Origin of the sequence: Kribbella sp. NPDC058693 (genome assembly GCF_042715335.1) — a bacterium.
Classification (GTDB): domain Bacteria; phylum Actinomycetota; class Actinomycetes; order Propionibacteriales; family Kribbellaceae; genus Kribbella; species Kribbella jiaozuonensis.
Genome location: NZ_JBHXSQ010000003.1, coordinates 1,108,276 through 1,133,711, shown reverse-complemented (window position 1 = coordinate 1,133,711; position 25,436 = coordinate 1,108,276). Strand labels below are relative to the sequence as shown.

The following is a 25,436-nucleotide window of genomic DNA, read 5'->3' as shown; positions in this document are numbered from 1 at the left end:
CGGACCAATGAAGAGGACGTGCGAACGGATCGACCGCAGGATGAACCCGCGGCGAACAGCTGGATCAGGGGCGGAGGGTGGCGCGGAATCCGACCCGGTCGCCTCGGTAGAGGGAGCGGACGGCTTCGATGGGGCGGCCGCTGGCGTCTCGGCTGGTGCGGTGGAGCAGGAGCATCGGGAGCGACTGAGTGGCTTTCAGCAGCTCAGCTTCGCGCGGGGTCGCGATGACGGTCTCGACCAGTTCCTCGCCTTCGCCGAAGCGCACCCCGAGCTGATCGGTCAGGCACCGGTAGAGCGAGCCGGTCGGGTCCAGTACCTCCTTCAGCGTCGGGAAACGCTCGACCGCGAGGTACGTCGTCTCGAGCCCGATCGGCTGCCCGTCCGCGAACAGCACCCGCTCCAGCCGGTGCACCGGCTCACCCTCGGCAATGTCGAGCTTCTCAGCCAGTTCTGCATCCGCGGCCAGCTCGTCGAACGCGACCACCTCACGCCCCGGCGTATGCCCCTGCGCGCGGAGCGCCTCCGTGTAACTCACCAGCGCGAGCGGCTGCACCAGCTTCGGTGTCGCGACGAACGTGCCCTGCCCCTGGCGCGCCCGCAGCCGCCCGTCCGCGATCAGCTCACGGATCGCCTGCCGCATCGTCCAGCGGGAGACCCCGAACTCCTTCGCGAGCACCCGCTCCGGCGGCAACGCCGCACCCTCGCCCAGACCCTCGACCACCTCGACCAGCCGGGTCTTCACCACGAAATGCAGCGGAACGCTCACCCAACCGACTCTAGTCGAGCCCAGGCTCCACATCCGGGCCCGACAAAGGTCGAGCCCCGGGCGGTAACCCGAGGCTCATGCGGATGGATGGACAGTGGCGGTCTTCAGCTGCCGGACTTGCGCCTGAACTGGCGCTTCTGCTTGTCGTTGTGCGCGTCGCCGACGCCCTGCCCGCGCACCCCGGATCCCGGATGCGTGTGCTTCCCGGCGTTCTTCTTCTCGAGCGCTTCCCGGAACTTCTTCTGCAGATCGTCCGCCGGCTCGCTGGACTTGTCGCTCATACCGTCTCCTTCACAAACCGTCAGGCGTACGCACCCCACGCTAACCGAGGGTGAACGAGAACCGCGACTGGAATACCACCAATCTCACCTGTGGAAAACCCCGGCTGCGATCCGGGCCGCGCTGTTAAGTTCCCTGGTACGCCGTCGGAGGGAAACGCAATGCTGGTGAGCAACGAGGCACTGCTCGGGATCGCGCTGGTCGAGCTCGGCCTGGTCATCGTGCCGGGGCCGAACATGATCTATCTGGTGTCCCGCTCGATCGCCCAGGGCCGTCGCGCCGGGCTGATCTCGCTGGCCGGCGTCGGCATCGGCTTCCTCGTCTACCTGCTCGCGGCCAGCGCCGGCCTCGCGACCCTGTTCGCGCTCGTCCCCGAGATCTACGTGACGCTGAAGCTCGCCGGCGCGGCGTACCTGCTCTGGCTCGCCTGGAACGCACTCCGCCCCGGCGGTACGTCGGTCTTCGCCACGCAGGAGCTCGCGCCCGACCGCCCACGCAAGCTGTTCGGCATGGGCCTGCTCACCTGCCTGCTCAACCCGAAGATCGCGATCCTCTACATCTCGCTGCTCCCTCAGTTCCTCGACCCGTCCCGCGGTCATCTCGGCCTGCAGAGCCTGGTCCTCGGCCTCACCCAGCTCACGGTCGGTGTCGTCATGAACGCAGTCTTCGTGATCACCGCCGGCTCCGTTGCGGTCTTCCTCTCTCGGCGCCCGACCTGGATGCGCATCCACCGGTATGTCATGGGCACCGCGCTCGCAGTCTTCGCCGTCCGCCTGGCCACGGACCGAGCCCGCCCGCTCGCCTCCCACTGAGAACTGTCGGTAGGGGCATCTAACGTCGGGCGGGATGACCACGCAGATCGATCGTCTGACCACGTCCGGCTGGAGTGCGTGCGAGCCGATCGTCGCGCTCGTCCGCTCGCGTGGTCTGCCCGAGATCACTCGCGATTATCTGCTGGCGGAGTTCTCGCCGGAGACCTGGGAGCGGGCCGAAGAGGCGACGAACGCGCTCACCAAGCACTTCGCCGGCGCCCGCTTCGCCGACGAGGTCGAGTACGGCGTACTGCTCGTGCCCGACCCGCACTTCCTCGACACCCGCCGGCCGCTCCCCACCGAACTGCGGGGCAGTGATGTCTTCGATAAGCGTCTGCCCGCCGGCGTCGCGCTGCCAGCGACCCGGCCGTGGCAGCTGGTCGTGAGTGTCATCGGGTCCTACGGTCCTTCGCTCGGCAGCTACAACGACGTGACCGCGTCCGACGACTTCGTCGTACTTGGACAAGACACGCGGCAGTGGATGACTCGACAGCTGTGGGGTGCTCGCGTGTTGCAGTGTGGGGCGACGCCGCCCGACTGTGAGCACAACGAGCGCTGGACGTTCACGCTGTTCCCCGGCGAGGAACTGGTCGACGGGCAGGCCGAATCCGGGACCGTATTGAAGGGCATGGTTCGGTACCGGTTGGGCAAACCCGACCGCGGCATCGGGTCGGCGCGCGTCGCCCCGGCTCTGCTAATTGACGTGCAGTAGCCGGATGCCTCCCGGATACTGCTGCGCGTGGTGATGCATGCGGGTCAACTGGACGTGACGGTCGAGCTGGTCGAGGGACTGGTCCGCTCGCAGTTCCCGGAGTGGAGCGGGCTCGCGGTCCGGCCGGTGCCGTCGCACGGGACGGTCAACGCGCTGTTCCGGATCGGCAACGAGCTCGTGGCGCGATTCCCGATCCTGCCCGGTGGGGTGCGGGCTGAGCTCGAGGACGAGGCCGACGCAGCCCGGCGGTTGCGGAGCATCTCGCCGTACCCGACACCGGAGCCGATCGCGATCGGTGCGCCGGGCCTCGACTATCCACAGCCCTGGAGTATTTACAGCTGGATCGACGGGACGATCGCGTACGACGCGGACGTCGCCGGATCGACCGCGTTCGCCGAGGATCTGGCGCGATTCGTGCTGGCGTTGCGCGCCGAGCCGACCGAAGGGCGAGTGTTCACCGGCGCCTGGCGCGGCGGCGTACTCACCTCGCAGGACGAGTCCGTCGCGGACGGGCTGGAGCGCAGCCGCGGCATGATCGACGTCGACGGACTCGCCCGGCTGTGGGCCGACCTCCGTACGACGGAACGCACCGAGCCCGACGCCTGGACCCATCGCGACCTCATGCCCGGCAACCTGCTCGTCAAGGACGGCCGGCTCGCAGGCGTCATCGACGTCGGCACGTTCACCGTCTCCGACCCCGCGATGGATCTCCAGCCCGCGTGGAACCTGCTCGACCCCACGGCACGCGAGGCCTTCCGCAAGACCCTCGGCAGCGACGACGCCGAGTGGCGCCGCGGGATGGGCTGGTCGTTCGCGCAGGCGATCGGCTGCCTCTGGTACTACGTCGAGACCAACCCGGTCATGTCCCGCACCGCCCACCACACGCTGACCGCGCTGCTCAAAGCCGCCTAGTCACGAACACCCACTCTTTGCCCGGCCGATCCGGAGCCTCACGTACTTCGTCAACCGCAAACCCGGCCGCCGCCAGCGACGCCTCGACCTCATCCCGCCCCCGGAACCGCAACGTCGAATCCGACGTGAACACAGCGCCATCGGACGAGAACACGTACGTACCCCGGAACGTCACGTACGGCAGCTCGACATCGACCAGCTCGCTCCAAACCTCCACCGTCCCACCGCTCGGCACCGGCTGCACCTGATGCGTCGGCTCGCGCGTCCACTCCTCCCACTGCCGCCGCGCCGGATCCCGCGTCTCGAACACGAACCGCCCATCAGGCTTCAAGGCCGCATGTACGCCGCTCAGCGTCGCCGCCCAGTCCTCATCAGTCAGGAACACCTGCGCCACGTTCCCCGTCATCACCGCGAGATCCACCTGCAACGGCGGCAACGTCGTCGCATCCCCGTGGATCCACCGCACCCGATCGGCAAACTCCTTGCCCCGAGCAACCTCTAACGAGGCCTCGGCCGGATCCACCCCGACAACGTCCACCCCGATACGTGCCAGCCAGCAGGCCAGCTCCCCCGTCCCACAGCCCACATCCAGCACCTGCCGCGCCCCGAACTCCCCCACCATCGCGACGTAATGCTCCAGATCCCCCCGCCCCGCATCCAGCAAGTCATAAACCGCCACCAACCGAGGCACCCCGAACAAGGCATCAACCATGCCCGCGACGCTAACCCACCTCATCCGGCCCGGCGACCGCATTTCACGACGTCGCTCCGGTGTAACGCCGCAACCCTGCACTCCACGCGAGCACGGCCAACGCAGCCGCGACGCCGGCTGCAAGGACGCCGCCGACCAGTACGCCGGCCTGCGGCCCGCGGAGGAACGCGGCTGATGGGACCGAGGCGATCAGTGCCATCGGGAACACGTAGGTGAGGACTACGCGGATCGGTCGTGCGAACACGTCCGTGGGGTAGCGACCTAGCTGCCAAGCGGAGTGGAAGAACACGTCCAGCTGAAGCTTCGGAGCCCAGAACGCCAGGCAGGCGAGTAGGACGCTCAGCGCCCATGTGACGACGAGCCCCGCCGCGACGAGCACCAACCAACTGACCACCCCGGCGACACTCAGCGACTGACCGGCGATGCCCCAGCCCAGCACTCCGATGCCCAGTACGAACTGGATCAGTGCGAGCGGTGACGACAACGACAGGCTGGCCAGGAACAGACTCGATGCCGGCTGCAACAAATACACGTCGAGCTTCCCGTTCCGGATGCCTGTCTCTGGGAACCACGACAGGTTCGGATCGATGAACGTCCCGCGCAGCCCGGTGATCAGCTGATACGTCCCGATCAGCACCAGGAACTCCGCCTTCGACCACCCGGCCAGCGTGTCCGCGCGCGTGAACACGATCAGCACGGCGGCCACCGCCGTACCAAGGCCTGTGAACGCGAGGACTACGTCGAACACCAGGTTGACCCGGAACGCGACGCTCCGCCGCACCGCCATCGAGAAACCCACACCTACCAGCCGGAGCAGCTTCACGATCCCACCGCCGTGTACCGCCGTACGCCGATCCGCCAAACGACCGCGACGACAGCCACCAGCACCACCACCCAGATCAGTTGATAAACCATTGAGCCGCTGCCCCGGGAGGCGATCTCGGCCGGCAGACCGTTCATCCCGTAGAACGGCAGCACCTCCGCGATCCGGCGCCACGTATCCGGCAGCAGTCCGATCGGCGCCGCCGTACCGCCGAACAGGAACACCAACTGGCTACCGAACCCCACAACCGCGTGCACGCGATCGGTCCAGAACGCGGTCAGCGCGAGCAGGAACGTCCACAGGAACACGAGGACCGCGGCCAGCAGGATGTACGGCGTACTCCGCAACACCGCCGACCAGTCGAAGCCGACCCGCAGCGCGATCCCGGTCAGCAGCACGATCGGTGCCCCGAGCAACGTCAGCCACGCGCGGATGGCGAGATTCATCCCGATGACGCCGATCACGACCGGCTGTGGGCGGAGCAACTCGTGGCTGAGTGTCCCGTCGTAGATCCGCTCGGAGAACGTGTGCTGCTCGAACGACTCGGTCATCAGCGTCACCAGGATGATCGCGACGTAGTACCGCGCGATGGTCGGATCGTCCGGGTAGACGGCCGACCACACGAACAGCCCGATCAACGGCGCGACGACCGCCTGCACGACGAGTGTCAGGAGGAACCACCACGCGCCGGACCATTCCAGCACCTCTTGGCGGAGCCGGAATCCAAGCAGTACCGCGGTTCTCATCGCAGCCCCTCGCGGTACGCCTGGTCGATGACCTTCTCCAACGGCGGCTCCTCCACCGCGAGATCCACGACTTCCATTGCCTGCAGCAACCGTCCGGTCGTCGCCGCCACCTCGTCGCGCGGCACCCGCAGTACCCATTGCCCGTCGGCCTTCTCGATCACCTCGCCGAACGCGGTCGGGTCTCCTTGGGTGGAGACGCGGATCAGCTTGTACGGCGACAGTCGCGCGGACAGCTCCGCGAGCGGGCCGTCGTACTGGACCTTGCCGTGGTCGATCAGGATCAGGCGGGGGCAGAGGGACGCGACGTCGGCCATGTAGTGGCTGGTCAGGAGTATGGTCGCCCCGGTCTGTTCGACGTACTCCGAGACGAACTCGCGGATCTGGCTCGCGGCGCTGACGTCGAGGCCGATCGTCGGCTCGTCGAGGAACAGCACCTCAGGGCGGTAGATCAGCGCCATCGCGAGGCCGACCCGCATCCGTTCGCCGAGGCTGAGGGCGCGGAGTTGTCGTTCCAGCAGCGGTTCGAGGTCGAGAAGCGCTTCGAGGTCGGTGAGGGTACGGCGGAATGTCGCGCGCGGGACGTCGTACAGCAGGCGCTGGTACTCGAGCGAGTCCATCACGGTCAGCTCCTGCGATCCGCCGACCGGCTGGCTGCCGCGGACGAACGCGATCCGCTTGAGGAAGGTCGAGCGGCGTTGCCACGGGATCGTGTCGAGGACGCGGACTTCGCCGCTCGTCGGGTGCAGGATCCCGGAGAGAATCTTCATCGTCGTGGTCTTGCCGGCGCCGTTCGGTCCGATGAAGCCGGACACCTGCCCCGGCGCGATCGTGAACGAGACCTGATCGAGGGCTTGGACGGTTTTGTACTCGCGTTTGACCAGCGAGCCGAGCGCGGCCCGGAGGCCGCCCTTGCGGACCGGGGCCTTGTACGACATCGAGAGGTTCTCGACCTGGACGGCAGTCATCTGGGCGACCGTAGGAAGAAAAGACGCCCATCCATGGCTTATTTTCCTGAGATAGTCGAGCTATGCGCGCAGAACGGCTCCTCCGGCTCCTGCTGTACCTGCAGACCCGCGGCCAGACGACGGTCGCGCAACTGGCGGAGGCGCTCGACATCTCACCGCGCACGATCCAGCGCGACCTCGAGGTCCTCAGCCTGGCCGGCGTCCCGATCTACTCGATCCGCGGCCGCCGCGGGGGCTGGGCCCTCCTCCCCGACTACCGCACCCGCCTCACCGGGCTCACGCCGTCCGAGGTCATGTCCGTCTTCGTAGGCGCCACCGCACATGTGCTCGCCGACTTGGGCCTCGACGCCTCCAGCGACCTGGCCGTCACCAAGCTGATCGCCTCCCTCCCCGAGGGCACCCGCCGCGAAGCCGAGTACGCCCGCCAACGCCTCCTCATCGACCACGCCGGCTGGGACGACCGCCGCGAAACCCCCCGCTGGCTGACCCTCTGCCGCGAAGCCCTCTGGGAGGAGATGCGGCTCGCGATCACCTATGCAGACGGCACTGAACCATTCGAAGTCGATCCCTTAGGTCTCGTGGCCAAGGCACGTACCTGGTATCTCGTAGCAGCTCGCACCGACGGCCGCCTCCGCACCTACCGCCTCTCCCGCCTCACCTCAGCCACCCTCACCACCATCCCTTTCACCAGACCCCCCACGTTCGACCTGGCCACCTACTGGACCCAATCCCAACGAGAGTTCCAGGCCTCCCGCCCCTCCTACCCGATAACCCTCAAAGTCCGCGACCACGCCGTACACCGCTTCCGCCCCACCACCCCAATGCTCCCCACCGACAACAACTGGTGGATCATCCACACCGACCTGGAGAACCCCCACGAAGCCCGAGCCGCGGTACTGGCCCAAGCCGGCGCCGCCATAGTCCTGGACCCCCCAGAACTAATAACCCTCATCCACGAAGCAGCCCAGCAGATCGCCGAATCACACTGACCTCAATCCTCCCGAGAACCGCCGGCTCTGTTATTGGCTTCTTGCCGGGCGACTTCTCGTTCTTTGGGGTCGGCGAGTTGGTCTGCGGGGGCCAGCGAGCGCCATAGGAGCGCCGCCGCGTAGCTGCGGTAGGGGGACCATGCGCGAGCGCGGTCGACGGTGTCCGGGATGGTGGGCGGTTGGTCGAGCTGCCACAGCAGCTGGATGCCCCGGCGGATGCCGACGTCTCCAGCTGGGAGAACGTCGGCGCGGTGGAGCTGATGGATGAGAAACATCTCGGCCGACCACCGTCCGATGCCTGGCTGTGCGATCAGCTGTTCGACAGCGGCGGCATCGTTGAGGTCATCCATGTTCTCCAGGTCGATCGCGCCGTCCAGCTGCGCACGGGCAAGCGACTGGATGTAACGAGTCTTCGCGTTCGACAGACCAGTCGCCCGGAGCCGGTCGAACTCGACGGCCGCGATTCGTTGTGGGGTCGGCGTACCGCCCACGAGCGTGCTGATCCGATCGAAGACCGTGAACGCCACGCGAGTCGAGATCTGCTGGCCGGTGATATGCAGCGCCATCGCGGCGAAGTTGCTGGTGCCGGTGCGGCCTCCGTCGTGCCAGACGAACGGATCCACCTCGCCATACCGATCGAGGAGAACGCGAAATGCCGGCTCCAACTCGGTCAAAGCCTGGTAGGCCGCCACCAGGTCACTGGTCTTCGGCGTCGAGTTGCTCGACTGTGCGGCTGGTCAGCAGCGGCACGATCTGCCCGAGGACCAGGTCGCGGAAGTGATCTGTTTCGCGGTGGGCAGCAAACGCGTCCCGCGACACATAGCGTTCGAGCAGAACGATCCGGGTCGGGTCGTCGATGTCTTCGAAGATGTCGAAGGCGAGATTCCCCGGCTCCGCTCGGCTCGCCTCGGCGAGCTGTCGCAGCAGCTCGAGCACGCGATCGTGATTCTCCGCAGGGACGTCGTAGCGGGCAATGGCTTGCAGTTGGCTCACGCTTCGATCTTCTCTCACTGGCAGGATCAGGACAGGCCCTGGTAGGCAGTGTGAATATCGGTCCAGAGCTCACCGAGGGTTTCGGTCAGGTCGGTCAACCTGTCCAGCTCTTCGCGGTCATCTCCGGATGCGGTGTGGAAGGCGCGATAGGCCTCGGTGTTGAATTCGGCCGCGGCAGCCGCCACCGCGCCTGCCAAATCCATCAGCTTCGCCCTAGGAAGGTCCGCGCGCAAAGCATCGACGTACGCCGCTTCGGCGCGGTCGTAGGCGTCTTCGAACTGCTGCAGGTCTGCCATGTCCGTAAGTCCTACACGTTGAAGCGGAACTCCACGACATCGCCGTCCTGCATGATGTAGTCCTTGCCTTCCATGCGGACCTTGCCGGCGGAGCGCGCCGCGTTCATGGAGCCGGCTTCCATCAGGTCGTCGTACGAGACGATCTCCGCCTTGATGAAGCCGCGCTGGAAGTCGGTGTGGATGACGCCGGCTGCCTCGGGCGCGGTGGCGCCACGTTTGATGGTCCAGGCCCGGGATTCCTTCGGGCCGGCCGTCAGGTAGGTCTGCAGGCCCAGCGTGTCGAAGCCGACGCGGGCCAGTACGTCGAGACCCGGCTCCTCGATGCCCATCTCGGAGAGCATCTCGCGCGCCTCGTCCTCGTCACCGAGCTCGACCAGCTCGGCCTCGAACTTCGCGTCGAGGAAGATCGCCTCGGCCGGCGCCACCAGGTCCCGCATCTGCTGCTTCAACGACTCGTCGGCGAGCTCGTCGGCGTCACAGTTGAAGACGTACAGGTACGGCTTGGCGGTCATCAGCATCAGTTCGCGGATCGCGTCACGGTCCACGTCGGTCGCGATGATCGGCGTACCGGCCTCGAGGTACTTCTGCGCCTCCCGGACCGCGTCCAGTACGGCGACCGACTCCTTCTTCAGCCGGGCCTCCTTCTCCAGCCGCGGGATCACCTTCTCGACGGTCTGCAGGTCGGCGAGGATCAGCTCGGTCTGGATCGTGGAGATGTCGTCCGACGGCGAGACCTTGCCGTCGACGTGGGTGACGTCGTCGTCGCGGAACACCCGGGTGACCTGGCAGATCGCGTCCGACTCGCGGATGTGGCTGAGGAACTTGTTGCCCAGCCCCTCACCCTCCGACGCGCCGCGGACGATGCCGGCGATGTCGACGAACTGCACGGTGGCTGGAATCACCTTCGCGGACGAGTACAGCTCGGCCAGCTTGCCCAGCCGTGCATCCGGTACGCCGACCACCCCGACGTTCGGCTCGATGGTCGCGAACGGGTAGTTCGCGGCGAGCACGTCGTTCTTGGTCAGCGCGTTGAACAGGGTGGACTTGCCCGCATTGGGGAGCCCGACGATTCCGATGGTGAGTGCCACGGGCGTCAAGGTTACGCGGCGAACACCGAAGTACCCCAATCCGTCAGGTGACGTAGGCCTCCAGGGAGGCGCCGTACCAACGATCCACTCGGCCGAGCGAGCGCATCCCCAGCCGCCCACACACGGCCAGCGACGCCACATTGTCCGGCCTGACCACCGCGTAGATCTCCCCCACTCCCGCCTTGAACCCGTGCGAGATCGCGCCCCGCGCCGACTCGGTCGCCAGCCCGCGGCCCCACGCGTCCGGATGGAAATGCCAGCCGACCTCGACCTCCCCACGGCTCGCGCTACCGTCCGACGGCTCGGGCAGCGGCGCGAGTAATACAGTCCCCGCGACCGTCCCGGTCAGCCGCTCCTCGACCGCCCAGACGCCGTACGTCGTATCGCGGTTGCGCTCGTTCCACCGCTGGATCGTGCGGCCGGCCGCGTCCCGGTCCGTCATCACCCGCGGCGCAGCGCCCAGCCAGCGCGAGACCTCCCAGCGCCGGTAGATGTCGAACACCCGGTCCCCGTCCGTGTCCACCCAATCGCGCACCACGAGCCGGTCGGTCTCGTACACAACCTTCGGATCCATCGCGACACCTCCCAAGGCTGTTCTTATTTGTCCCAACCAGGCGATCGCAAGCAACGTCTCCAGTCTGTGACCACTTGGACGGATCGCATCGGGATTCCCTCACGCTTCGTGTTCGCCTGCCTGCAATTCCTGCGCTTCGGCTGCCTGGAACTGGTGTCCTGCCTGTTCCCGGCGTTCCTGTTCGCGGGGCTGGCGATCTCGAAGTACGTCGACCTGCCGATCGCGCGGTACGACGCCTTGCTGATCTACTGCATCGGCCTGACGTTGCTGTTCTGGGTGATCCGCCTGGAGACGTGGCGCGAGGTCGCGGTGATCTTCGGGTTCCATCTGGTCGGCCTCGGGCTCGAGCTGTTCAAGGTCCGCGTCGGCTCGTGGCAGTACCCGGGCGACGCGGTGACGAAGATCGCCGGCGTACCGCTGTTCGCCGGATTCATGTACGCCGCGGTCGGCAGCTACCTGTGTCAGGCATGGCGACGGTTCGACCTCCGGGTCAGCAACTACCGCCCGTTCCTGACCACGATCTTCGCGGTCCTCATCTACGCGAACTTCTTCACCCATCAGTGGCTGCCCGACCTGCGCATCCCGATCGCACTCGGCCTGCTGATCGTGCTGCGCCGTACCTGGGTCTTCTTCACCGTCGGCGTACGCCGGTATCGCATGCCGCTCGCGGTCTCGTTCGCGCTGATCGGATTCTTCTTGTGGATCGCGGAGAACGCGGGCACGTTCCTCGACGCGTGGAACTACCCGGACCAGGTCAACGTGTGGCATCTCGTACACCCCGCGAAGTTCGGCGCGTGGTCGCTGCTGGTCAGCATGAGCTTCGTGCTGGTCGCCAGCGTGAAGTCGCTCGAGGGCCGGCTGTACCACCGTGGCACGGCTGCAACAGTCGAGATCGCACCGCAACATCACGACGCCAACCATGCTGACAGGTAAGGCGTCTTCAAGGGTGTGAGGCTCCTGAGGGGGAGCTGTTGCTGGGGAACAACCGCCCGATCCGCAAGGGGAGCATTGTCATGTCGCGTAAGTTCGCCGCCTTCGTCGCGACCGGTGTCGCGTTGGCCGTCGTCGTCGGATCGCTCCTGGTCCTGGCGCTCGGCCATCAACGCCAGCCCAAGCCGGCCGCGGCGACCACGCAGACCTCGACGTCCGTCACGCCGTCGCCGACACCGACCGACACCCCGACACTGAACGCACCGCCGTCGACACCGCGCAAGCCGGCGCCGAACCCGACCGCAGCGATTGCCACAGGCAACAAAAAGGTGCTGTTCTTCAGCTTCGACGACGGACCGGACCCGGTCTGGACCCCGAAGGTCCTGCAGGTGCTCGCGAAGCACGGCGCCCACGCAACGTTCTTCGAGCTCGGCTCGATGCAGACCGCGCACCCCGGTCTGCGCGAGCAGGTGCTTGCCGCCGGCAACACGATCGGCAGTCACTCGATCACGCACCCGCAGCTGACCATCCTGTCGGCGGCGAAGCGGCACCACGAGATCTTCGACGGTCCGCAGTCGACCTGCTTCCGCCCGCCGTACGGCGCCACGAACCCGAGGGTCCGCGCCGACATCAGGGCGGCCGGCATGGTCCAGGTGCTCTGGGACGTCGACCCGCGCGACTGGGCCCGCCCCGGGACGAACGCGATCGTGCACAACATCATGACCCACGCGCACAACCACAACGTCATCCTGATGCACGACGGCGGCGGTAACCGCGCCCAGACCGTCGCGGCCCTCGACAAGGTCCTCGCGCTGCTGAAGGCCCAGGGCTACTCGTTCGCAGCCATGGACTGCTGACCTGTACCGGCGCACAATGCGCCATGGATGCTTCTCAGCAGCTTCAGCGCCTGGCCGCGGGCTACCAAGTCACACAGGCGATCCACGTCGCTGCCCGGCTCGGCATCAGCGACCTGATCGCGACCGGCCCGAAGAGCCTGACCGAGCTGGCCTCGGCCACCGGCGCCGACGAGCAGGCGCTGGGCCGGCTCATGCACGCGCTCACCGCACTCGGCCTCTACACAGCCGACAGTGACGGTTTCGCGAACACCGAGCTCGGCGCAGCGCTGCGGGTCGACGCGCCGCGCTCCGTCGCCGGCTGGGCCAGGTTCATCGGCGCGGGGTCGCACTGGGCGGCGTGCGCGGGGCTCGAAGACAGCGTGCGCACCGGCGAGACCGCCTTCACGGCGGTGCACGGGGAGCCGGTGTGGGAGTACCGCGCCAAGCATCCGGACGAGCAGGCGGCGTTCGACGCGGCGATGACCTCCAGGTCGGATGCGGTAGCCGATGCAGTCGCCGCGGCGTACGACTTCAGCCGGCATCGCACCGTTGTCGATATCGGCGGCGGTCGCGGGCGGTTGCTGGCTGCGATCCTCGAGGGCAATCCGTCAGCCGAAGGAGTGTTGTTCGATCAGCCCGACGTGGTGGCAGGTGCCGGCGACCTGCTCGCCGGAGTCGCAGACCGCTGCACAGTCGTCGGAGGCAACTTCTTCGACAGCGTTCCGTCGGGCGACCTGCTGGTCCTGAAGTCGGTGATCCACGACTGGGCCGACACCGAGTCGATCGAGATCCTCCGCACCTGCCGTCGCGCCGTGACCGACGACGGTCGCGTGCTCCTGGTCGAGCAATTACTGGACCGCTCCCCCGACGCCGTGGCGACGGCGTTCTCCGACGTCAACATGCTGATCATGACCGGCGGACGCGAACGTACGACGGACGAGTACCGGGCGCTCCTCGCCGCGGCCGACCTCGAGCTCACCGACATCGTGCCCACGGCCACCCTGGCCTTCATCATCGAGGCGACACCCCGGCACCAGGCATAGTTCGCAGAAACTGTCGGTGGGCTTCGGCACTATCAGTGACATGTCCGGTACGACGGTGTTGTTGGTGCTGCTCTTCCTCGCGGTGGGGCTGCTGCTGGGTGCTGCCTTCGGGGTGTTGTGGGTGCGCGGGCGCGATGGCGCCAAGCTCGCCCGGATCACAGCTGAGCGCGACGCGGCCGAGGATCGTGTGGTCGAGCTGACGCAGGAGCGGACGTCTGTCGGCCAGCAGATGGGCGGGCAGGCCGTCGTCAAGGATGCGCTGGATCGCCTGCACGCGCAGCTGAATCAGCTCGAGAAGGGCCGCGCCGCCTGGCAGAGCCAGCTGCATCAACAGGTCAATGAAGTGCGGATGAGCGGCGAGGCATTACGTCGCGAGACGGCGTCGCTGTCGACTGCGCTGCGAAAACCCCAGGTCCGCGGCCGATGGGGCGAGCTGCACCTGCGCCGTACCGTCGAGCTGGCCGGCATGGTCGCGCACTGCGACTTCACCGAGCAGACGACGACGTTCGGCGAGGACGGCGTACTGCGGCCTGACCTGGTCGTGAGGCTTGCCGAGGGCAAGAACATCGTCGTCGACTCGAAGGTGCCGCTGGCCGCGTTCCTCGATGCGAGCGAGTCCGACGACGAGGCGTTCCGCGAGGATCGGTTGCGCGCGCACGCACGTCATCTGCGGACGCATGTCGATCAGCTGTCGTCGAAGGCGTACTGGACGCGGCTGTCACCGTCGCCCGAGTTCGTCATCCTGTTCGTGCCCGGTGAGTCGTTCCTCTCCGCCGCTCTCGACACGGAGCCGTCCCTGCTCGAGTACGCCGCTGAGCGCCGCGTGATCCTGGCAACGCCGACGACACTGATCGCGACGCTGCGAGCCGCGGCGTACGCGTGGAATCAGTCGGCGCTGACCGAGTCTGCTCAGCAGGTGTTCGAGCTCGGCCGGGAGCTGTACGAGCGGCTCAGCACGATGGGCGAGCATCTGGGCCGGGTCGGTCGGTCGCTGACGTCTGCGGTCGAGGCCTACAACGGTACGGTCGGTTCGTTCGAGCGTCGGGTCTTCATCACCGCCCGAAAGCTTCGCGATCTGCACGTCACCGAGTCCGAGCTGACCGCGATGGAGTCGATCGAGGCCTCGGTCCGGCCGCTCACCGCGCCCGAGTTCCTGGCGATCGAGGATCCGCAGCCCACCAGACATTGGCCGCCCACTCAAGCCGGGTAAATGTTCCGGACGGCGATCGTCCGGAACCGCGGATAGCCTCCCACCATGGACATCCTCACCGGACCGCCGGTCGCCGGCACCGAAGCCGACACGCTGGTAGGTGCACTCGAGCGCAATCGCCGTACCTTCGCCTGGAAATGCGGCGGGTTGGACTCGGCCGGGCTGAACAAGCAGCACCCGCCGTCGACGGTGACGCTGGGCGGATTGCTCAAACACCTCGCGCTGGTCGAGGACGAGTACTTCACCCGGCGACTGCTCGGCAAAGAGCTTGGCGCGCCATGGGACTCGGTCGACTGGGACGCCGACCCGGACTGGGAATGGCACAGCGCGGCCGACGACTCGCCCGAGGACCTGATGGCGCTGTGGGAGGCGTCCGTCGAGCGCTCCCGTGCCGCGGTCGCCGAGGTGCTCGCCAACGGCGGCGTCGACCAGCTGGCCCACTGGACCGGGCGCGGTGGGGAGTCGCCGAGCCTGCGCTACATCCTGGTCGACCTGATCGAGGAGTACGCCCGCCACACCGGCCACGCCGACCTGATCCGGGAATCCATCGACGGCCTCACCGGCGAAGGCATCCCGGAGGCCTAGCCCACGCGTCGACGCAGCAGCCCACACTGTCGGAAAGCCGACAGTGGTGGGCTGTTGACAGTCGGTGGTCACCTCACGACACGATGAGAGCGCTCTCTCGGGGGGCCGACGTGAGGAGGAACCATGCGGTTCAGAACACGAATGCTGGCTGTCGTCGCGGCCGCCGCGACCGTGGCCGGTGTGCTGTCGGCGCACGCGGACCGGCCGGCCGATGCCGCCGTACCGGCGACGATCCCGTTGACGATCACGAACAACTCGGGCCGCGGCGACGCGGTCTACATCTACAACCTGGGCACGAACCTGGCGACCGGTCAACAGGGCTGGGCCGATGCGAGTGGCACGTTCCACGCCTGGCCGGCCGGCGGCAACCCACCCACCCCGGCGCCGGACGCGTCGATCGCGGGCCCGGGCAACGGCCAGTCCGTGACGATCCAGATGCCGAAGTTCTCCGGCCGGGTGTACTTCTCGTACGGCCAGAAGCTCGTGTTCAAACTGACGACGGGCGGCCTGGTGCAGCCCGCCGTACAGAACCCGAGCGATCCCAACCGGAACATCTTGTTCAGCTGGTCGGAGTACACGCTCAACGACGGCGGGCTGTGGATCAACAGCACGCAGGTCGACATGTTCTCCGCGCCGTACGCCGTGAGCGTCAACGGCAACACGACCGGCCACCTCAAGGCCGGCGGCTACAACGCCGTCTACAACGCACTCTCCGCCGCAGGATGGGGCGGCTTGATCCAGACCGCGCCTGACGGGTCGAAGCTCCGGGCACTCTCCCCGCTGTACGGCGTCGAGACCGGCGCATTGCCGGCGAGCGCGATGGACGACTACATCAACCGGGTCTGGTCGAAGTACAGCTCGGAGACGCTGACGGTCACGCCGTTCGGCGACCAGCCCAACACCAAGTACTTCGGCCGCGTGTCCGGCAACGTCATGAACTTCACCAACAGCTCCGGCGCGGTCGTCACATCGTTCCAAAAGCCTGACTCGGCCAGCGTGTTCGGCTGCTTCAACCTGCTCGACGCACCGAACGACCAGGTCCGCGGGCCGATCTCCCGCACCCTGTGCGCGGGCTACAACCGCTCCACGCTGCTGTCGAACCCGAACCAGCCCGACCCCAACGACTCGAACTTCTACGCCGATGCGGTCACCAACCACTACTCGAAGAACATCCACGCCCAGATGGCCGACGGCCGCGCGTACGGGTTCGCCTTCGACGACGTCGGCAACCACGAGGCGCTCGTCCACGACGGCAACCCGCAGCAGGCCGGCCTGATCCTCGATCCGTTCAACTGAGAGCTTGACTCCTCAGTTCGTTAGTGGCAACTTACCGTTCGTGGGAACTTACGGATCACTCGAAGCGGCAGGCCCGGTGCTGGATGCGCTCGGCGACCCGACGCGCCGGGTGATCCTCGAGACACTGCGGACCGGCGGGCCGTGCTCGGTCGGTGTTCTGGCCGAGCACGTGCCCGTCAGCCGCCCCGCGATCTCGCAGCACCTGAAGGTGCTCGGGGCGGTCGGTCTGGTGCAGCACGAGTCGCGCGGCACCCGGAACATCTACCGGGTCCACCAGTCCGGTCTCGACGAGCTGCGCAGCTGGCTCGACCGATTCTGGGGCGACGCACTCGATGCGTACGCCGACCACGTCAGGCGGATCGAGGAGGAACGGACATGAGTGTGGAGCAAGACATCTCGCCGCTGGTGAAGACCGTTGTCGTGCCGGTCGGCGTCGAGCGGGCGTTCGAGGCATTCACCGCGGAGACGTCGGCGTGGTGGCCGCTGTTCAGCCACTCGGTCGGCGAGGCGGCGGCGAACGAAGTACGGATGGAAGGCGCTGTCGGCGGCCGCATCGTCGAGTACGGCGCCGAGGGCGAGCTCGCGACCTGGGGCACGGTGTCGGACTGGGACCCGCCGACCACGGTCGGCTTCAGCTGGCATCCGGGCGGTGAACCGGCCGAAGCCGGTCAGGTGACCGTCACGTTCACGCCGACCGGCGACGGGACCGAAGTACAACTCGTGCACTCGGGCTGGGAACGTCGCGGCGACGGTGCCCGGGCTCGCGTGGGCTACGACACGGGCTGGGATTACGTGCTGGGCAAGTACGTGGAGTTCGCCCGATAGTGGGCACATGACTCCGCTTGACGCCCGTGCTCTGGAGGCTTCGCTGCGGCCGCATGGTGAATCGGTCATGCTGCCGCGCGAGGCGTACACCGATCCCGCCGTACTCGCCTGGGAACGCCGGCACTTCTTCGCCGGGACGTGGACCTGCCTCGGCCGCGTCGACGAGTTGGCCGACGGTACGACGTACCGCGAGGTGACGGTCGGCGATATCGCGACCATCGTGACGTTCGGCGAGAGGCCGCGGGCGTTCGCGAACACGTGCCGGCATCGCGGCCACGAGTTGCTGGAGCGGGACGAGACCAGCGATCGACGGGCCGTCGTGTGTCCGTACCACGGGTGGTCGTACGAGCTCGACGGCTCGGTGAAGAACGCTCCGCGGATGGGCGACTCCTTCCATACCAAACCGTATGGTCTGGTCGAGCTACCGGCCGAGGTATGGCAGGGCTGGCTGTTCGTGAACTCGACCGGTACGGCGACGTCGTTCGCGGATCACGTCGGCGGGCTGACCGAGCTGGTCGCGCCGTACGCGCCGGAAACCCTTGTTCTGAAGGCCCGGCACGCCTACGACGTGGCGTCGAACTGGAAGACGATCGTGGAGAACTACCACGAGTGCTACCACTGCCCGCTGATCCATCCCGAACTGTGCAAGGTCTCGCCACCCTCGTCGGGCGACAACTGGAACCTGCCCGGCGCATGGGTCGGCGGATTGATGGACCTGCGACCGGACGCCGAGACGATGTCACTCGACGGCCGGTCCCATGGCGTCATGATCGACGGCGTCGATCCACGGCGGGTCAACTACCTCGGCCTGTTCCCCAACCTGCTGATCTCGCTGCACCCCGACTACGTGATGACCCATCGCATGGAGCCACGTACGCCGAGCCTGACCGCGATCGAGTGCTCGTGGTACTTCCGCCCCGAGGTGAAGGATCCGTCGTACGCCGTGGAGTTCTGGGACATCACCAACCGCGAGGACTGGGCCGCCTGCGAATCGGTCCAGCGCGGCGCCGAATCCCCGCACTTCCGCCCGGGACCGCTGGCCCCCGCGGAGGACGCCGTCTACCAGTGGGTGACGATGCTGGCCCGCGGCTACCTCGGCAAACCGCTCAGTACCCCAGCGTGAAGCGCTTCTGGATGTGCGCCGGGGTCTCAAGCTCGTTGATCAGGGCAACTGCGTAGTCCTCGGCGGAGATGTGGTCACCGACCGGCTCGTCCAGACTCAGGCGGAAGACGCCGGTGCGCTCACCCGGAGCGATCACGAACGCCGGGGACAGCATCGTCCAGTTCGCGTCGCTCGCGCGCAGGTTCTCGAGCGCCTGCGAGACCGTCAGCGCCTCACCCTTGTGCTCGGCCGGGAAGTCCGGACCGTCCACCACACGGTTGCCGTTAACAACCAAGCTGCCGGCGCCGCCGACCACGATCAGCCGGGTCGATGTCCCCTGCACCGCGGCGATCAGGTTGTCGACCGCGTCGAGGTACTCCTGGTGGTTGCCGCCGGTCCGGCTCGGCCCGATCGCCGCGACGAGCGCGTCGGATTCGGCCGCCAGTTCCTTGGCCGACGCGATGTCGTCGGCGTTCGCCTGCACCGCCCGGACGTCGGCCGGCAGCTCAGCGCCGGACCGGGTGACGCCGGTGACCTCGTGACCGCGGCTCACCGCCTCGGCCGCAACCCGGCTCCCGACCATGCCACTTGCTCCGTACACCGCGATCTTCATCGTTGTCCTCTCGTCTGCGATCGCCGCAACGGTATCTATTGGTAACTGGCTACTTCAACGTGCTATAAGTACCTTGTGGTTACTAATGGGAGACACGACCTCGACGAGCTCTCCAGGCCCGGCGGCAACCTCTCCGATCCGAACTGCGGGACGCGCCTCGTCCTCGATCGCATCGGCGACAAGTGGACGGTTCTGGCGGTGCTGCGGCTGCAGCACGGCCCGATGAGGTTCACCCAACTGCGCGACGGCATCGGCGCGGTCGCGCCCAAGGTGCTCACCCAGACCCTGCGCCGCCTCGAGCGGGACGGTCTGGTCACCCGCGAGGTCTTCGCCGAGGTGCCGCCGCGGGTGGTCTACGCCCTCACGCCGCTCGGCGAGTCGCTGATCGCCCCCATCACCGCGGTCAGCACCTGGGCCGAGGACCACCTGGCGGCCATCACCGAGGCCCAGGCGCAGTACGACGCCTCCGTCTGAACATCACAAGCTCCGCTCCGTCGGATTACAGCTCAACCTTTCGGAACCCTTGCCTCATCACACTCCTGACCGGGATGAGACGAGGGGTGTGGGATGGATCCAGGACGGGATCGGGAGTTCGCGGACTTCGTGGACGGACGGTTCACGGCGTTGCAGCGGTTCGGGTATCTGCTGACCGGAGAGTGGCATCTGGCCGAGGACCTGGTGCAGACCTCACTGACCAAGGTGTGGTTCCACCGCAACTCCTTGCGCAGCGGGAACGCGCTGGAGAGCTACACCCGCACAGTCATGGTCAACACCAGCACCCAATGGTGGCGGCGCAAATGGAAGGGTGAGACGCCGACCGAGCATCTCCCCGAGCCCGAGTCGCCCTCGGAGTACGGCGTCGTCGACGACCGCGACCTGTTGCTCCGGGCACTCGCCACGCTCCCCCGCCGTACTCGCGCGACGCTGGTCCTGCGGTACTTCGAGGACCTGCCCGAGGCCGAGATCGCCCAGATCATGGGCTGTTCGCTCGGCACCGTGAAGAGCAACGTGTCCCGCGGACTGGCCAAGCTCCGCGAGCACCACCTGGTCGCCGCCGTCTCCGCCCCTGCCCAGAAGGAGGGCTGAGTCATGACCGAAGACCTGAAGACCCGGTTCGAGCAGCTCGTCGCGGACCCGCCGCCACCGACCGCCGTACCGAGCGAGGCCGTGTTCGCCCGCGTCCGGACGGTACGCCGACGCCGTACCGCCGGGGTGATCACCGTCGCCGCGGCCGGCGCCGTCGCCATCACCCTTGCCCTAGGCAACGTCACGAACATCGGCGGCGCCCCACCCGTCACCAACACCCCAGGCGCCCCCAAGTCAGCAATCACGGGTCCCCCAACAGCCGCCCCGAAACCACCGCCACCGATCAAGGTCGCCCTGAAGCCCACGATCAAGGGCCGAACGGTGACGATGACCGTCGCGCTGTCCGGCAAGGCATTCGTCCCGACGGCAATCCCCGAGGGCACGCTGCTACCCGAGGACTCGTTCATGAACCTGTCCGGGGGCACGGACTACAGCTTCGGCGAGGGCATGCCGGGCGGCTCCGACGGCGGCGCGATCGATTGCACCCGGAAGAAACTGACGGTCGGGTCCGAGACGTACGTGATCCCGGAGACGCACGTGTACACGAAACCGGGGACCTACAAGTTCACCTACACGATCCGCTATTGCGGCACGAAGGGCTGGTTCCCGACCACTGCGACCACGCAGCTGGTGGTCAGATAGTCCAGGCGTGGTCTGAGGTGCCGGTGGTGGGGAGGCCGGCGGCCTTCAGGTCGGTGCGGAGGTCGCGGGGGAGGGCGAAGGTGAGGCTCTCCTCCGCGGTGGTGATCTCCTGCACGTCGGCGTAGCCGCGCTCGGCGAGCCAGCGCAGTACGTCGCGGACCAACACCTCGGGAACGCTCGCCCCGCTGCTGACGCCGACAGAGTCGACGCCGTCCAGCCAGGCCTCGTCGATCTCGTCGGCGTAGTCGACCAGGTAGCCGGCCTTGGCGCCGTGCTCGACGGCGACCTCGACCAGGCGGACCGAGTTCGACGAGTTGCGGGAGCCGACGACGATCATCAGGTCGGCCTCCGGGGCAAGCTTCTTCACCGCGGCCTGGCGGTTCTGCGTGGCGTAGCAGATGTCGTCGCTCGGCGGGTCCTGCAAGCTCGGGAACCGCTCGCGCAGGCGGCGTACCGTCTCCATCGTCTCGTCGACGGAGAGCGTGGTCTGCGACAGCCAGACGACCTTCTCGGGGTCACGGACGGTGACGTTGGGTACGTCGTCAGGCCCGTCGACGAGGTGCACGTGCTCCGGGGCCTCGCCGGACGTGCCGATGACCTCTTCGTGGCCCTCGTGGCCGATCAGCAGGATGTCGTAGTCGGTCGCGGCGAACCGCTTCGCCTCGTGGTGGACCTTGGTCACCAGCGGGCAGGTCGCGTCGATCGTCTTCAACTGCCGCGCGGCCGCCTCCTCGTGCACGATCGGGGCGACGCCGTGCGCGGAAAAGATGACCGTCTCCCCCTCCGGCACCTCGACGGTCTCGTCGACGAAGATCGCGCCACGCTTCTGAAGCGTCTGGACGACGTACTTGTTGTGCACGATCTCCTTGCGGACGTACACCGGCGGCCCGTACAGATCGAGCGCCTTCTCGACCGCCACCACGGCCCGATCCACGCCCGCGCAGTACCCCCGCGGCGCCGCAAGCAGCACCCGCTTGGTCTCCACAGCGGTCGTCGTACCGATCTTCTCAGGCTGGGCAGTCACGATCCCCATGGTACGGGCCGGGGTTAACACCGCCGGATCCGCACAACGGACCGCCAGCACCGTCGGAAGTCGAGGAGCCGTCCGCCCTGTCCGGACGGCTCCCCCGTGGGAGGTGTTACCAGCACGTCAAGGATGCGTGGGAAACGCCTTGTCCGCAAAGGATTTTCCGGCCGCCCAGGACCGGATCGCGGCGAAATCCGTTGTGGTCAGACCGATGCGCGCATCCACGGGATACACCAACTGATGCTCACCTGTGAACTCCGTCTCTTTCGCCTCGTCATCCACCCAGACAAACGGACGGTCGCCCACCGAAGGCGCTCGCCAGGTTGTTGAGCTCGGCTCCGTGGTGCGGATTGAGGAGTACGCGCCACGTCTTCTTGCCTTCGACGATCTCGTGCTGTTGGTAGCCGGGTGGGATTCCGTCGGCCTGGTGTGGGTTGAGCGGGCCGTCGAAATCCAACAGCAAGAAGGGACGCATTACTCAACGTTAGGGTTTGTCGGTGGTGGGCCGTAGGGTCTGGGGCGTGGCTTTGGAGACGTCGCCGGAAGCACCCGCGGCCGTTCGCACGATTGCGAACGGGATTGCCGGCTGGATCAACCAGCTCGGCGCCGTGTGGGTCGAGGGGCAGCTGACGGACGTCTCGATCGGGCGCGGTACGACGACGGTTTTCGGGACGCTGCGGGACACGGACGCGGATATCTCGCTCCGGTTCACCTGCAATCGACGGGTTTTCGAGACAGTCGAGGTACACGACGGCTCACGGGTGCTCGTGCACGCCAAGCCGAACTTCTTCGCCCGCCGCGGCACGCTGGCGCTCGCCGTCAGCGAGATCCGCCATGTCGGCATCGGCGAGCTGCTGGCCCGGATCGAGCGGCTGAAGCAGCTGCTCGGGGCCGAGGGGCTGTTCGAGCCGTACCGGAAGAAGAAGCTGCCGTTCCTCCCCCACACGATCGGCCTGATCTGCGGGCGCGACTCGGCGGCCGAGCGCGACGTACTCGAGAACGCGAAGCGGCGTTGGCCGGCGGTCGCGTTCCGGATCGAGTACGCGTCGGTGCAGGGGCCGTCGGCGGCCGGCGAGGTGATGACCGCGCTGCGGAAGCTGGACGCGGACGACTCGATCGAGGTGATCGTGATCGCACGCGGCGGCGGCTCGCTCGAGGATCTGCTGCCGTTCTCGGACGAGGGCCTGATCCGGGCCGTTTCGAAGACGAGTACGCCGGTGGTGAGCGCGATCGGGCACGAGCCGGACTCGCCGCTGCTCGACCTGGTCGCGGATCTGCGCGCGTCGACGCCGACCGACGCGGCGAAGCGGATCGTGCCCGACGTACGCGAGGAGCTCGACGGCGTTCGCCTGCTGCGCGAGCGCGGGCTACGGGCGATCACGTCGTGGCTGGATCGCGAGACGCACGCACTGGCGGCGATCCGTTCGCGGCCGTCGCTGGCAGCCCCTGTGACGGATCTGCAGCGACGCTCCGACGAGGTCGCCGCGCTGATCGAGCGGAGTCGCCGTACGCTGACGCATCGGCTGGATCGCGCGAGCGACGACATCGCGCACCGGTTGGCCAGCGTCCGGGCGTTGTCCCCGAAGGCGACGCTGGAGCGCGGGTACTCCGTGCTGCAGCTGGCGGATGGCACCGCCGTACGGGAAGTGGCGCAGGTGGCGCCCGGTGACGTGCTCCAGGCACGCGTCACCGACGGCCGCTTCGCGGTCGAAGTCAAGTCCGAGGAGAACAAGTGAGCGCCGACCGACCCGAGCTGACCTACGAACAGGCCCGCGAAGAACTCGTCGAGGTAGTCCGCAAACTAGAAGCCGGCGGCACCTCCCTCGAAGAATCCCTCGCCCTCTGGGAACGCGGCGAAGAACTGGCCACCACCTGCCAACACTGGCTCGACGGCGCCCGCGAACGCCTGACCAAAGCCCAAACCACCCACGAAGAAAAACCCAAGTAACCCGCGTTACTCGTTGCCGTCACCAACGGCTTCGCCGACTCTCAACACGCTGGTTGCCACCTCGCGCAGGCCGGACTTCATGCGGTCGAGGGTGAAGCCTTGGGTGCGGAGGGCGTTGTGGAGGTCGGCGGCCAGGGGGGCCAGGAGGACGTGGGCGGTGTAGTCGGCGTCGAGGGTGGGGTGGGCGGTTTCTATCAGGTGGGACAGGTGGCGGTGCCAGAGGTGGTACGAGCCGATCCGGTAGCGGGCGCCGTCTGAGGCGTTTTCGCTGTCCATGAAGAGTTCTACGTGGCGGTCCAGGAGATCCAGATAGGCGTCCAGGAACGCCAGCACGCGCGTGAGCGGCGGTGCGCCAGGGCCCAGTGGGGGCGGGCCGGTGAGGATCTTTGCCTGGAGTTCTTGCTCGCGTTCGTCCAGGAGCGCTACCGCCAGGCCGGCGCGGTCGCCGAAGCGGCGGAACACCGTGCCCTTTCCCACGCCTGCCTCCGCGGCGATCGCGTCGAGGGAGACGTTCTTCACCCCGTGCTCGGTGAACAGCCGGTCGGCCGCCTCCAGCACGCGCAGCCGATTGCGCCGGGCGTCCGCGCGTTCCGGGCGCGGTTCACCCACCACCGGCAGACCCCGTTGTGAAGCGGACTGCGGTCCGGTACTGTCATTCATGAGACGGACTGTAGTCCGCTAAGCCCTCAGGAGGAAGTACATGAGCACGACACCCGTCACCGCGACCGTCGCCGTTGCGTACCACTCGGGATATGGACACACCGCCAAGCAGGCCGAGGCGGTAGCGGCGGGGGCCGCGTCGGTGCCGGGCACCATCGCGGAGCTCGTCCCGCTCGACGAACTGAGCGAGGAGGTGTGGGAGCGGCTGACCGCCGCGGACGCGATCATCTTCGGCGCACCGACGTACATGGGCAGTCCGAGTTGGGTGTTCAAGAAGTTCGCCGAGGAGAGTGTCCGGATCTGGGCGGCCGACCTCGGCTGGCGGGACAAGATCGCCGCCGGGTTCACCAACTCCAAGGCGATGTCCGGCGACAAGCTGAACAGCCTGGTCGACCTGGCTGTGTTCGCGGCACAACACGGGATGATCTGGGTCGGACTGGACATCTACCCGGGCTGGGCGGAGAGCACGGCCAGCATCGAGGATCTCAACCGCCTCGGCAGCTGGATGGGCGCGATGGCGCAGTCCGACGCGGACCTCTCAGCCGAGAAGGCCCCGCCGGCCACGGACCTTCGTACGGCGGCCGCGCTCGGCACCCGTGTCGCAACGGTGACCCACCGGCACCTGAGAGGAGCAGTGGCTGCCTGATGGCGTGGCTTGTGTTGCTCGCCGCGGCTGCGTTCGAGATCGCGTTCGCGCTGAGCTTGAAGCCGAGCGAGGGCTTCAGCCGGTTGTGGCCGACGGTCGGCGTCCTCGTGTTCGGCATGATCTCGGTGGTGCTGCTCGCGAAGACGCTCGATCGGCTCCCGGTCGGTACGGCGTACGCGATCTGGACCGGGCTCGGATCGGTCGGGGTGGTGACGCTCGGGATCATCCTGTTCAACGAGCCCGCCACCCCGGCGCGCATCGGTTGCATCGCGCTGATCGTCGCCGGCATCGTCGGCCTCCGCCTCGCCGGAGCGGAGTAG

36 protein-coding genes are annotated in these 25,436 nt (G+C 67.4%); 20 read left to right on the top strand and 16 right to left on the bottom strand.

Translation table 11 applies throughout. The features are described from left to right. Positions 1 to 64: 64 nt before the first annotated feature. Together ACFWUU_RS23640 and ACFWUU_RS23635 are read right to left on the bottom strand one after the other, a co-directional pair. Positions 65 to 766 (bottom strand): GntR family transcriptional regulator, encoded by a 702-nt coding sequence (locus tag ACFWUU_RS23640; RefSeq protein ID WP_380178230.1) that lies wholly within the window; start codon positions 764 to 766, stop codon positions 65 to 67. A 104-nt stretch (positions 767 to 870) separates the two neighbouring features. After that, positions 871 to 1,047, bottom strand: coding sequence for a DUF5302 domain-containing protein (locus tag ACFWUU_RS23635; RefSeq protein WP_165546335.1), 177 nt, complete (start codon positions 1,045 to 1,047; stop codon positions 871 to 873). A gap of 159 nt (positions 1,048 to 1,206) precedes the next feature. Here ACFWUU_RS23635 and ACFWUU_RS23630 point away from each other — a divergent pair, with 159 nt between their 5' ends. Genes ACFWUU_RS23630 through ACFWUU_RS23620 form a run of 3 tightly spaced genes read left to right on the top strand, consistent with a single transcriptional unit; the run spans position 1,207 to position 3,481 of the window. Beyond that, complete coding sequence (locus ACFWUU_RS23630) at positions 1,207 to 1,857, top strand: LysE family translocator (protein WP_380178219.1); 651 nt, start codon at positions 1,207 to 1,209, stop codon at positions 1,855 to 1,857. Positions 1,858 to 1,891: 34 nt separating this feature from the next. Beyond that, complete coding sequence (locus ACFWUU_RS23625; RefSeq protein ID WP_380178216.1) at positions 1,892 to 2,569, top strand: hypothetical protein; 678 nt, start codon at positions 1,892 to 1,894, stop codon at positions 2,567 to 2,569. Between the two features lie 33 nt (positions 2,570 to 2,602). Further along, entirely contained in the window at positions 2,603 to 3,481 is an 879-nt protein-coding gene (locus ACFWUU_RS23620; protein WP_380179055.1) for an aminoglycoside phosphotransferase family protein, read from the top strand. On the opposite strand, the gene ACFWUU_RS23615 is transcribed toward ACFWUU_RS23620, so the two are convergent. The 4 genes from ACFWUU_RS23615 to ACFWUU_RS23600 are packed head-to-tail and all read right to left on the bottom strand — an operon-like array spanning position 3,468 to position 6,727. Next, entirely contained in the window at positions 3,468 to 4,193 is a 726-nt protein-coding gene (locus tag ACFWUU_RS23615) for a class I SAM-dependent methyltransferase (RefSeq protein ID WP_380178213.1), read from the bottom strand. The genes ACFWUU_RS23620 and ACFWUU_RS23615 overlap by 14 nt on opposite strands. A 43-nt stretch (positions 4,194 to 4,236) precedes the next feature. Further along, positions 4,237 to 5,016, bottom strand: a complete 780-nt coding sequence (locus tag ACFWUU_RS23610; RefSeq protein WP_380178211.1) for an ABC transporter permease — start codon at positions 5,014 to 5,016, stop codon at positions 4,237 to 4,239. Then, on the bottom strand, positions 5,013 to 5,762 hold the full coding sequence (locus tag ACFWUU_RS23605; RefSeq protein WP_380178208.1) for an ABC-2 family transporter protein: 750 nt from the start codon (positions 5,760 to 5,762) through the stop codon (positions 5,013 to 5,015). The genes ACFWUU_RS23610 and ACFWUU_RS23605 overlap by 4 nt, the downstream gene beginning before the upstream one ends. Then, a complete protein-coding gene (locus ACFWUU_RS23600) occupies positions 5,759 to 6,727 on the bottom strand; it encodes an ATP-binding cassette domain-containing protein (RefSeq protein ID WP_380178204.1) in 969 nt (322 codons plus the stop codon). The genes ACFWUU_RS23605 and ACFWUU_RS23600 overlap by 4 nt, the downstream gene beginning before the upstream one ends. Positions 6,728 to 6,789: 62 nt before the next feature. On the opposite strand from ACFWUU_RS23600, the gene ACFWUU_RS23595 reads away from it, so the two are divergent. Further along, complete coding sequence (locus tag ACFWUU_RS23595; RefSeq protein WP_380178202.1) at positions 6,790 to 7,716, top strand: helix-turn-helix transcriptional regulator; 927 nt, start codon at positions 6,790 to 6,792, stop codon at positions 7,714 to 7,716. A gap of 2 nt (positions 7,717 to 7,718) precedes the next feature. Here ACFWUU_RS23595 and ACFWUU_RS23590 read toward each other — a convergent pair whose 3' ends face one another. Genes ACFWUU_RS23590 through ACFWUU_RS23570 form a run of 5 tightly spaced genes read right to left on the bottom strand, consistent with a single transcriptional unit; the run spans position 7,719 to position 10,667 of the window. After that, entirely contained in the window at positions 7,719 to 8,408 is a 690-nt protein-coding gene (locus ACFWUU_RS23590; RefSeq protein ID WP_380178186.1) for a DNA-3-methyladenine glycosylase family protein, read from the bottom strand. 4 nt (positions 8,409 to 8,412) lie between these two features. Next, positions 8,413 to 8,709 carry a putative quinol monooxygenase gene (locus ACFWUU_RS23585; RefSeq protein ID WP_202877975.1) on the bottom strand — a complete coding sequence of 99 codons (297 nt, stop codon included), beginning with the start codon at positions 8,707 to 8,709 and terminating at the stop codon, positions 8,413 to 8,415. 26 nt (positions 8,710 to 8,735) lie between these two features. Next, a complete protein-coding gene (locus ACFWUU_RS23580) occupies positions 8,736 to 9,005 on the bottom strand; it encodes a hypothetical protein (protein WP_380178184.1) in 270 nt (89 codons plus the stop codon). A gap of 11 nt (positions 9,006 to 9,016) precedes the next feature. Next, positions 9,017 to 10,093 carry a redox-regulated ATPase YchF gene (gene ychF / locus ACFWUU_RS23575; RefSeq protein WP_380178182.1) on the bottom strand — a complete coding sequence of 359 codons (1,077 nt, stop codon included), beginning with the start codon at positions 10,091 to 10,093 and terminating at the stop codon, positions 9,017 to 9,019. A 43-nt stretch (positions 10,094 to 10,136) separates the two neighbouring features. Continuing rightward, positions 10,137 to 10,667, bottom strand: coding sequence for a GNAT family N-acetyltransferase (locus ACFWUU_RS23570; protein ID WP_380178179.1), 531 nt, complete (start codon positions 10,665 to 10,667; stop codon positions 10,137 to 10,139). Between the two features lie 66 nt (positions 10,668 to 10,733). Here ACFWUU_RS23570 and ACFWUU_RS23565 point away from each other — a divergent pair, with 66 nt between their 5' ends. From ACFWUU_RS23565 to ACFWUU_RS23525, 9 genes are all read left to right on the top strand, one after another. Then, complete coding sequence (locus tag ACFWUU_RS23565; RefSeq protein WP_380178176.1) at positions 10,734 to 11,600, top strand: DUF817 domain-containing protein; 867 nt, start codon at positions 10,734 to 10,736, stop codon at positions 11,598 to 11,600. Positions 11,601 to 11,680: 80 nt separating this feature from the next. Next, positions 11,681 to 12,454 (top strand): polysaccharide deacetylase family protein, encoded by a 774-nt coding sequence (locus tag ACFWUU_RS23560; RefSeq protein ID WP_380178174.1) that lies wholly within the window; start codon positions 11,681 to 11,683, stop codon positions 12,452 to 12,454. A gap of 23 nt (positions 12,455 to 12,477) precedes the next feature. Then, positions 12,478 to 13,476: a methyltransferase gene (locus ACFWUU_RS23555; protein ID WP_380178172.1), complete on the top strand. Its 999-nt coding sequence runs from the start codon at positions 12,478 to 12,480 to the stop codon at positions 13,474 to 13,476. A 40-nt stretch (positions 13,477 to 13,516) separates the two neighbouring features. Beyond that, entirely contained in the window at positions 13,517 to 14,686 is a 1,170-nt protein-coding gene (locus tag ACFWUU_RS23550; RefSeq protein ID WP_380178170.1) for a DNA recombination protein RmuC, read from the top strand. Positions 14,687 to 14,731: 45 nt separating this feature from the next. Further along, positions 14,732 to 15,271, top strand: coding sequence for a DinB family protein (locus tag ACFWUU_RS23545; RefSeq protein WP_380178168.1), 540 nt, complete (start codon positions 14,732 to 14,734; stop codon positions 15,269 to 15,271). Between the two features lie 123 nt (positions 15,272 to 15,394). Further along, positions 15,395 to 16,567, top strand: coding sequence for a glycoside hydrolase family 64 protein (locus ACFWUU_RS23540; RefSeq protein WP_380178166.1), 1,173 nt, complete (start codon positions 15,395 to 15,397; stop codon positions 16,565 to 16,567). 40 nt (positions 16,568 to 16,607) lie between these two features. After that, on the top strand, positions 16,608 to 16,946 hold the full coding sequence (locus tag ACFWUU_RS23535) for an ArsR/SmtB family transcription factor (protein ID WP_380178164.1): 339 nt from the start codon (positions 16,608 to 16,610) through the stop codon (positions 16,944 to 16,946). After that, the gene (locus ACFWUU_RS23530) at positions 16,943 to 17,392 is read left to right on the top strand and encodes an SRPBCC domain-containing protein (protein ID WP_380178162.1); all 450 of its coding nucleotides are present in this window, start codon (positions 16,943 to 16,945) and stop codon (positions 17,390 to 17,392) included. The genes ACFWUU_RS23535 and ACFWUU_RS23530 overlap by 4 nt, the downstream gene beginning before the upstream one ends. Before the next feature lie 7 nt (positions 17,393 to 17,399). Continuing rightward, complete coding sequence (locus ACFWUU_RS23525) at positions 17,400 to 18,515, top strand: SRPBCC family protein (protein WP_380178161.1); 1,116 nt, start codon at positions 17,400 to 17,402, stop codon at positions 18,513 to 18,515. Here ACFWUU_RS23525 and ACFWUU_RS23520 read toward each other — a convergent pair. After that, the gene (locus ACFWUU_RS23520) at positions 18,499 to 19,107 is read right to left on the bottom strand and encodes an NAD(P)-dependent oxidoreductase (RefSeq protein WP_380178159.1); all 609 of its coding nucleotides are present in this window, start codon (positions 19,105 to 19,107) and stop codon (positions 18,499 to 18,501) included. The genes ACFWUU_RS23525 and ACFWUU_RS23520 overlap by 17 nt on opposite strands. 75 nt (positions 19,108 to 19,182) lie before the next feature. Here ACFWUU_RS23520 and ACFWUU_RS23515 point away from each other — a divergent pair, with 75 nt between their 5' ends. The 3 genes from ACFWUU_RS23515 (at position 19,183) to ACFWUU_RS23505 (ending at position 20,835) form a co-directional block, all read left to right on the top strand. Beyond that, the gene (locus tag ACFWUU_RS23515) at positions 19,183 to 19,581 is read left to right on the top strand and encodes a helix-turn-helix domain-containing protein (RefSeq protein ID WP_137258377.1); all 399 of its coding nucleotides are present in this window, start codon (positions 19,183 to 19,185) and stop codon (positions 19,579 to 19,581) included. A 93-nt stretch (positions 19,582 to 19,674) separates the two neighbouring features. Continuing rightward, entirely contained in the window at positions 19,675 to 20,193 is a 519-nt protein-coding gene (locus tag ACFWUU_RS23510) for a SigE family RNA polymerase sigma factor (RefSeq protein WP_380178157.1), read from the top strand. 3 nt (positions 20,194 to 20,196) lie between these two features. Next, positions 20,197 to 20,835, top strand: coding sequence for a hypothetical protein (locus ACFWUU_RS23505; RefSeq protein ID WP_380178155.1), 639 nt, complete (start codon positions 20,197 to 20,199; stop codon positions 20,833 to 20,835). Here ACFWUU_RS23505 and ACFWUU_RS23500 read toward each other — a convergent pair. The 3 genes from ACFWUU_RS23500 to ACFWUU_RS23490 form a co-directional block, all read right to left on the bottom strand. Continuing rightward, positions 20,828 to 21,868 (bottom strand): 4-hydroxy-3-methylbut-2-enyl diphosphate reductase, encoded by a 1,041-nt coding sequence (locus ACFWUU_RS23500; RefSeq protein WP_380178153.1) that lies wholly within the window; start codon positions 21,866 to 21,868, stop codon positions 20,828 to 20,830. The genes ACFWUU_RS23505 and ACFWUU_RS23500 overlap by 8 nt on opposite strands. A 117-nt stretch (positions 21,869 to 21,985) precedes the next feature. After that, positions 21,986 to 22,144: a hypothetical protein gene (locus ACFWUU_RS23495; RefSeq protein WP_380178151.1), complete on the bottom strand. Its 159-nt coding sequence runs from the start codon at positions 22,142 to 22,144 to the stop codon at positions 21,986 to 21,988. Next, positions 22,137 to 22,337 (bottom strand): hypothetical protein, encoded by a 201-nt coding sequence (locus ACFWUU_RS23490; RefSeq protein WP_380178149.1) that lies wholly within the window; start codon positions 22,335 to 22,337, stop codon positions 22,137 to 22,139. The genes ACFWUU_RS23495 and ACFWUU_RS23490 overlap by 8 nt, the downstream gene beginning before the upstream one ends. Before the next feature lie 46 nt (positions 22,338 to 22,383). Here ACFWUU_RS23490 and xseA point away from each other — a divergent pair, with 46 nt between their 5' ends. Beyond that, a complete protein-coding gene (gene xseA, locus ACFWUU_RS23485; protein ID WP_380178147.1) occupies positions 22,384 to 23,598 on the top strand; it encodes an exodeoxyribonuclease VII large subunit in 1,215 nt (404 codons plus the stop codon). After that, entirely contained in the window at positions 23,595 to 23,810 is a 216-nt protein-coding gene (locus ACFWUU_RS23480; RefSeq protein ID WP_137258383.1) for an exodeoxyribonuclease VII small subunit, read from the top strand. Before xseA ends, ACFWUU_RS23480 begins: the two co-directional genes overlap by 4 nt. A 6-nt stretch (positions 23,811 to 23,816) precedes the next feature. Here ACFWUU_RS23480 and ACFWUU_RS23475 read toward each other — a convergent pair whose 3' ends face one another. Further along, positions 23,817 to 24,470 (bottom strand): TetR/AcrR family transcriptional regulator, encoded by a 654-nt coding sequence (locus ACFWUU_RS23475; RefSeq protein WP_380178145.1) that lies wholly within the window; start codon positions 24,468 to 24,470, stop codon positions 23,817 to 23,819. A gap of 40 nt (positions 24,471 to 24,510) precedes the next feature. Between ACFWUU_RS23475 and ACFWUU_RS23470 the strand changes: the two genes are divergently transcribed. After that, on the top strand, positions 24,511 to 25,116 hold the full coding sequence (locus ACFWUU_RS23470; RefSeq protein ID WP_380178143.1) for a flavodoxin family protein: 606 nt from the start codon (positions 24,511 to 24,513) through the stop codon (positions 25,114 to 25,116). Further along, entirely contained in the window at positions 25,116 to 25,436 is a 321-nt protein-coding gene (locus ACFWUU_RS23465; RefSeq protein ID WP_380178141.1) for a DMT family transporter, read from the top strand. The genes ACFWUU_RS23470 and ACFWUU_RS23465 overlap by 1 nt, the downstream gene beginning before the upstream one ends.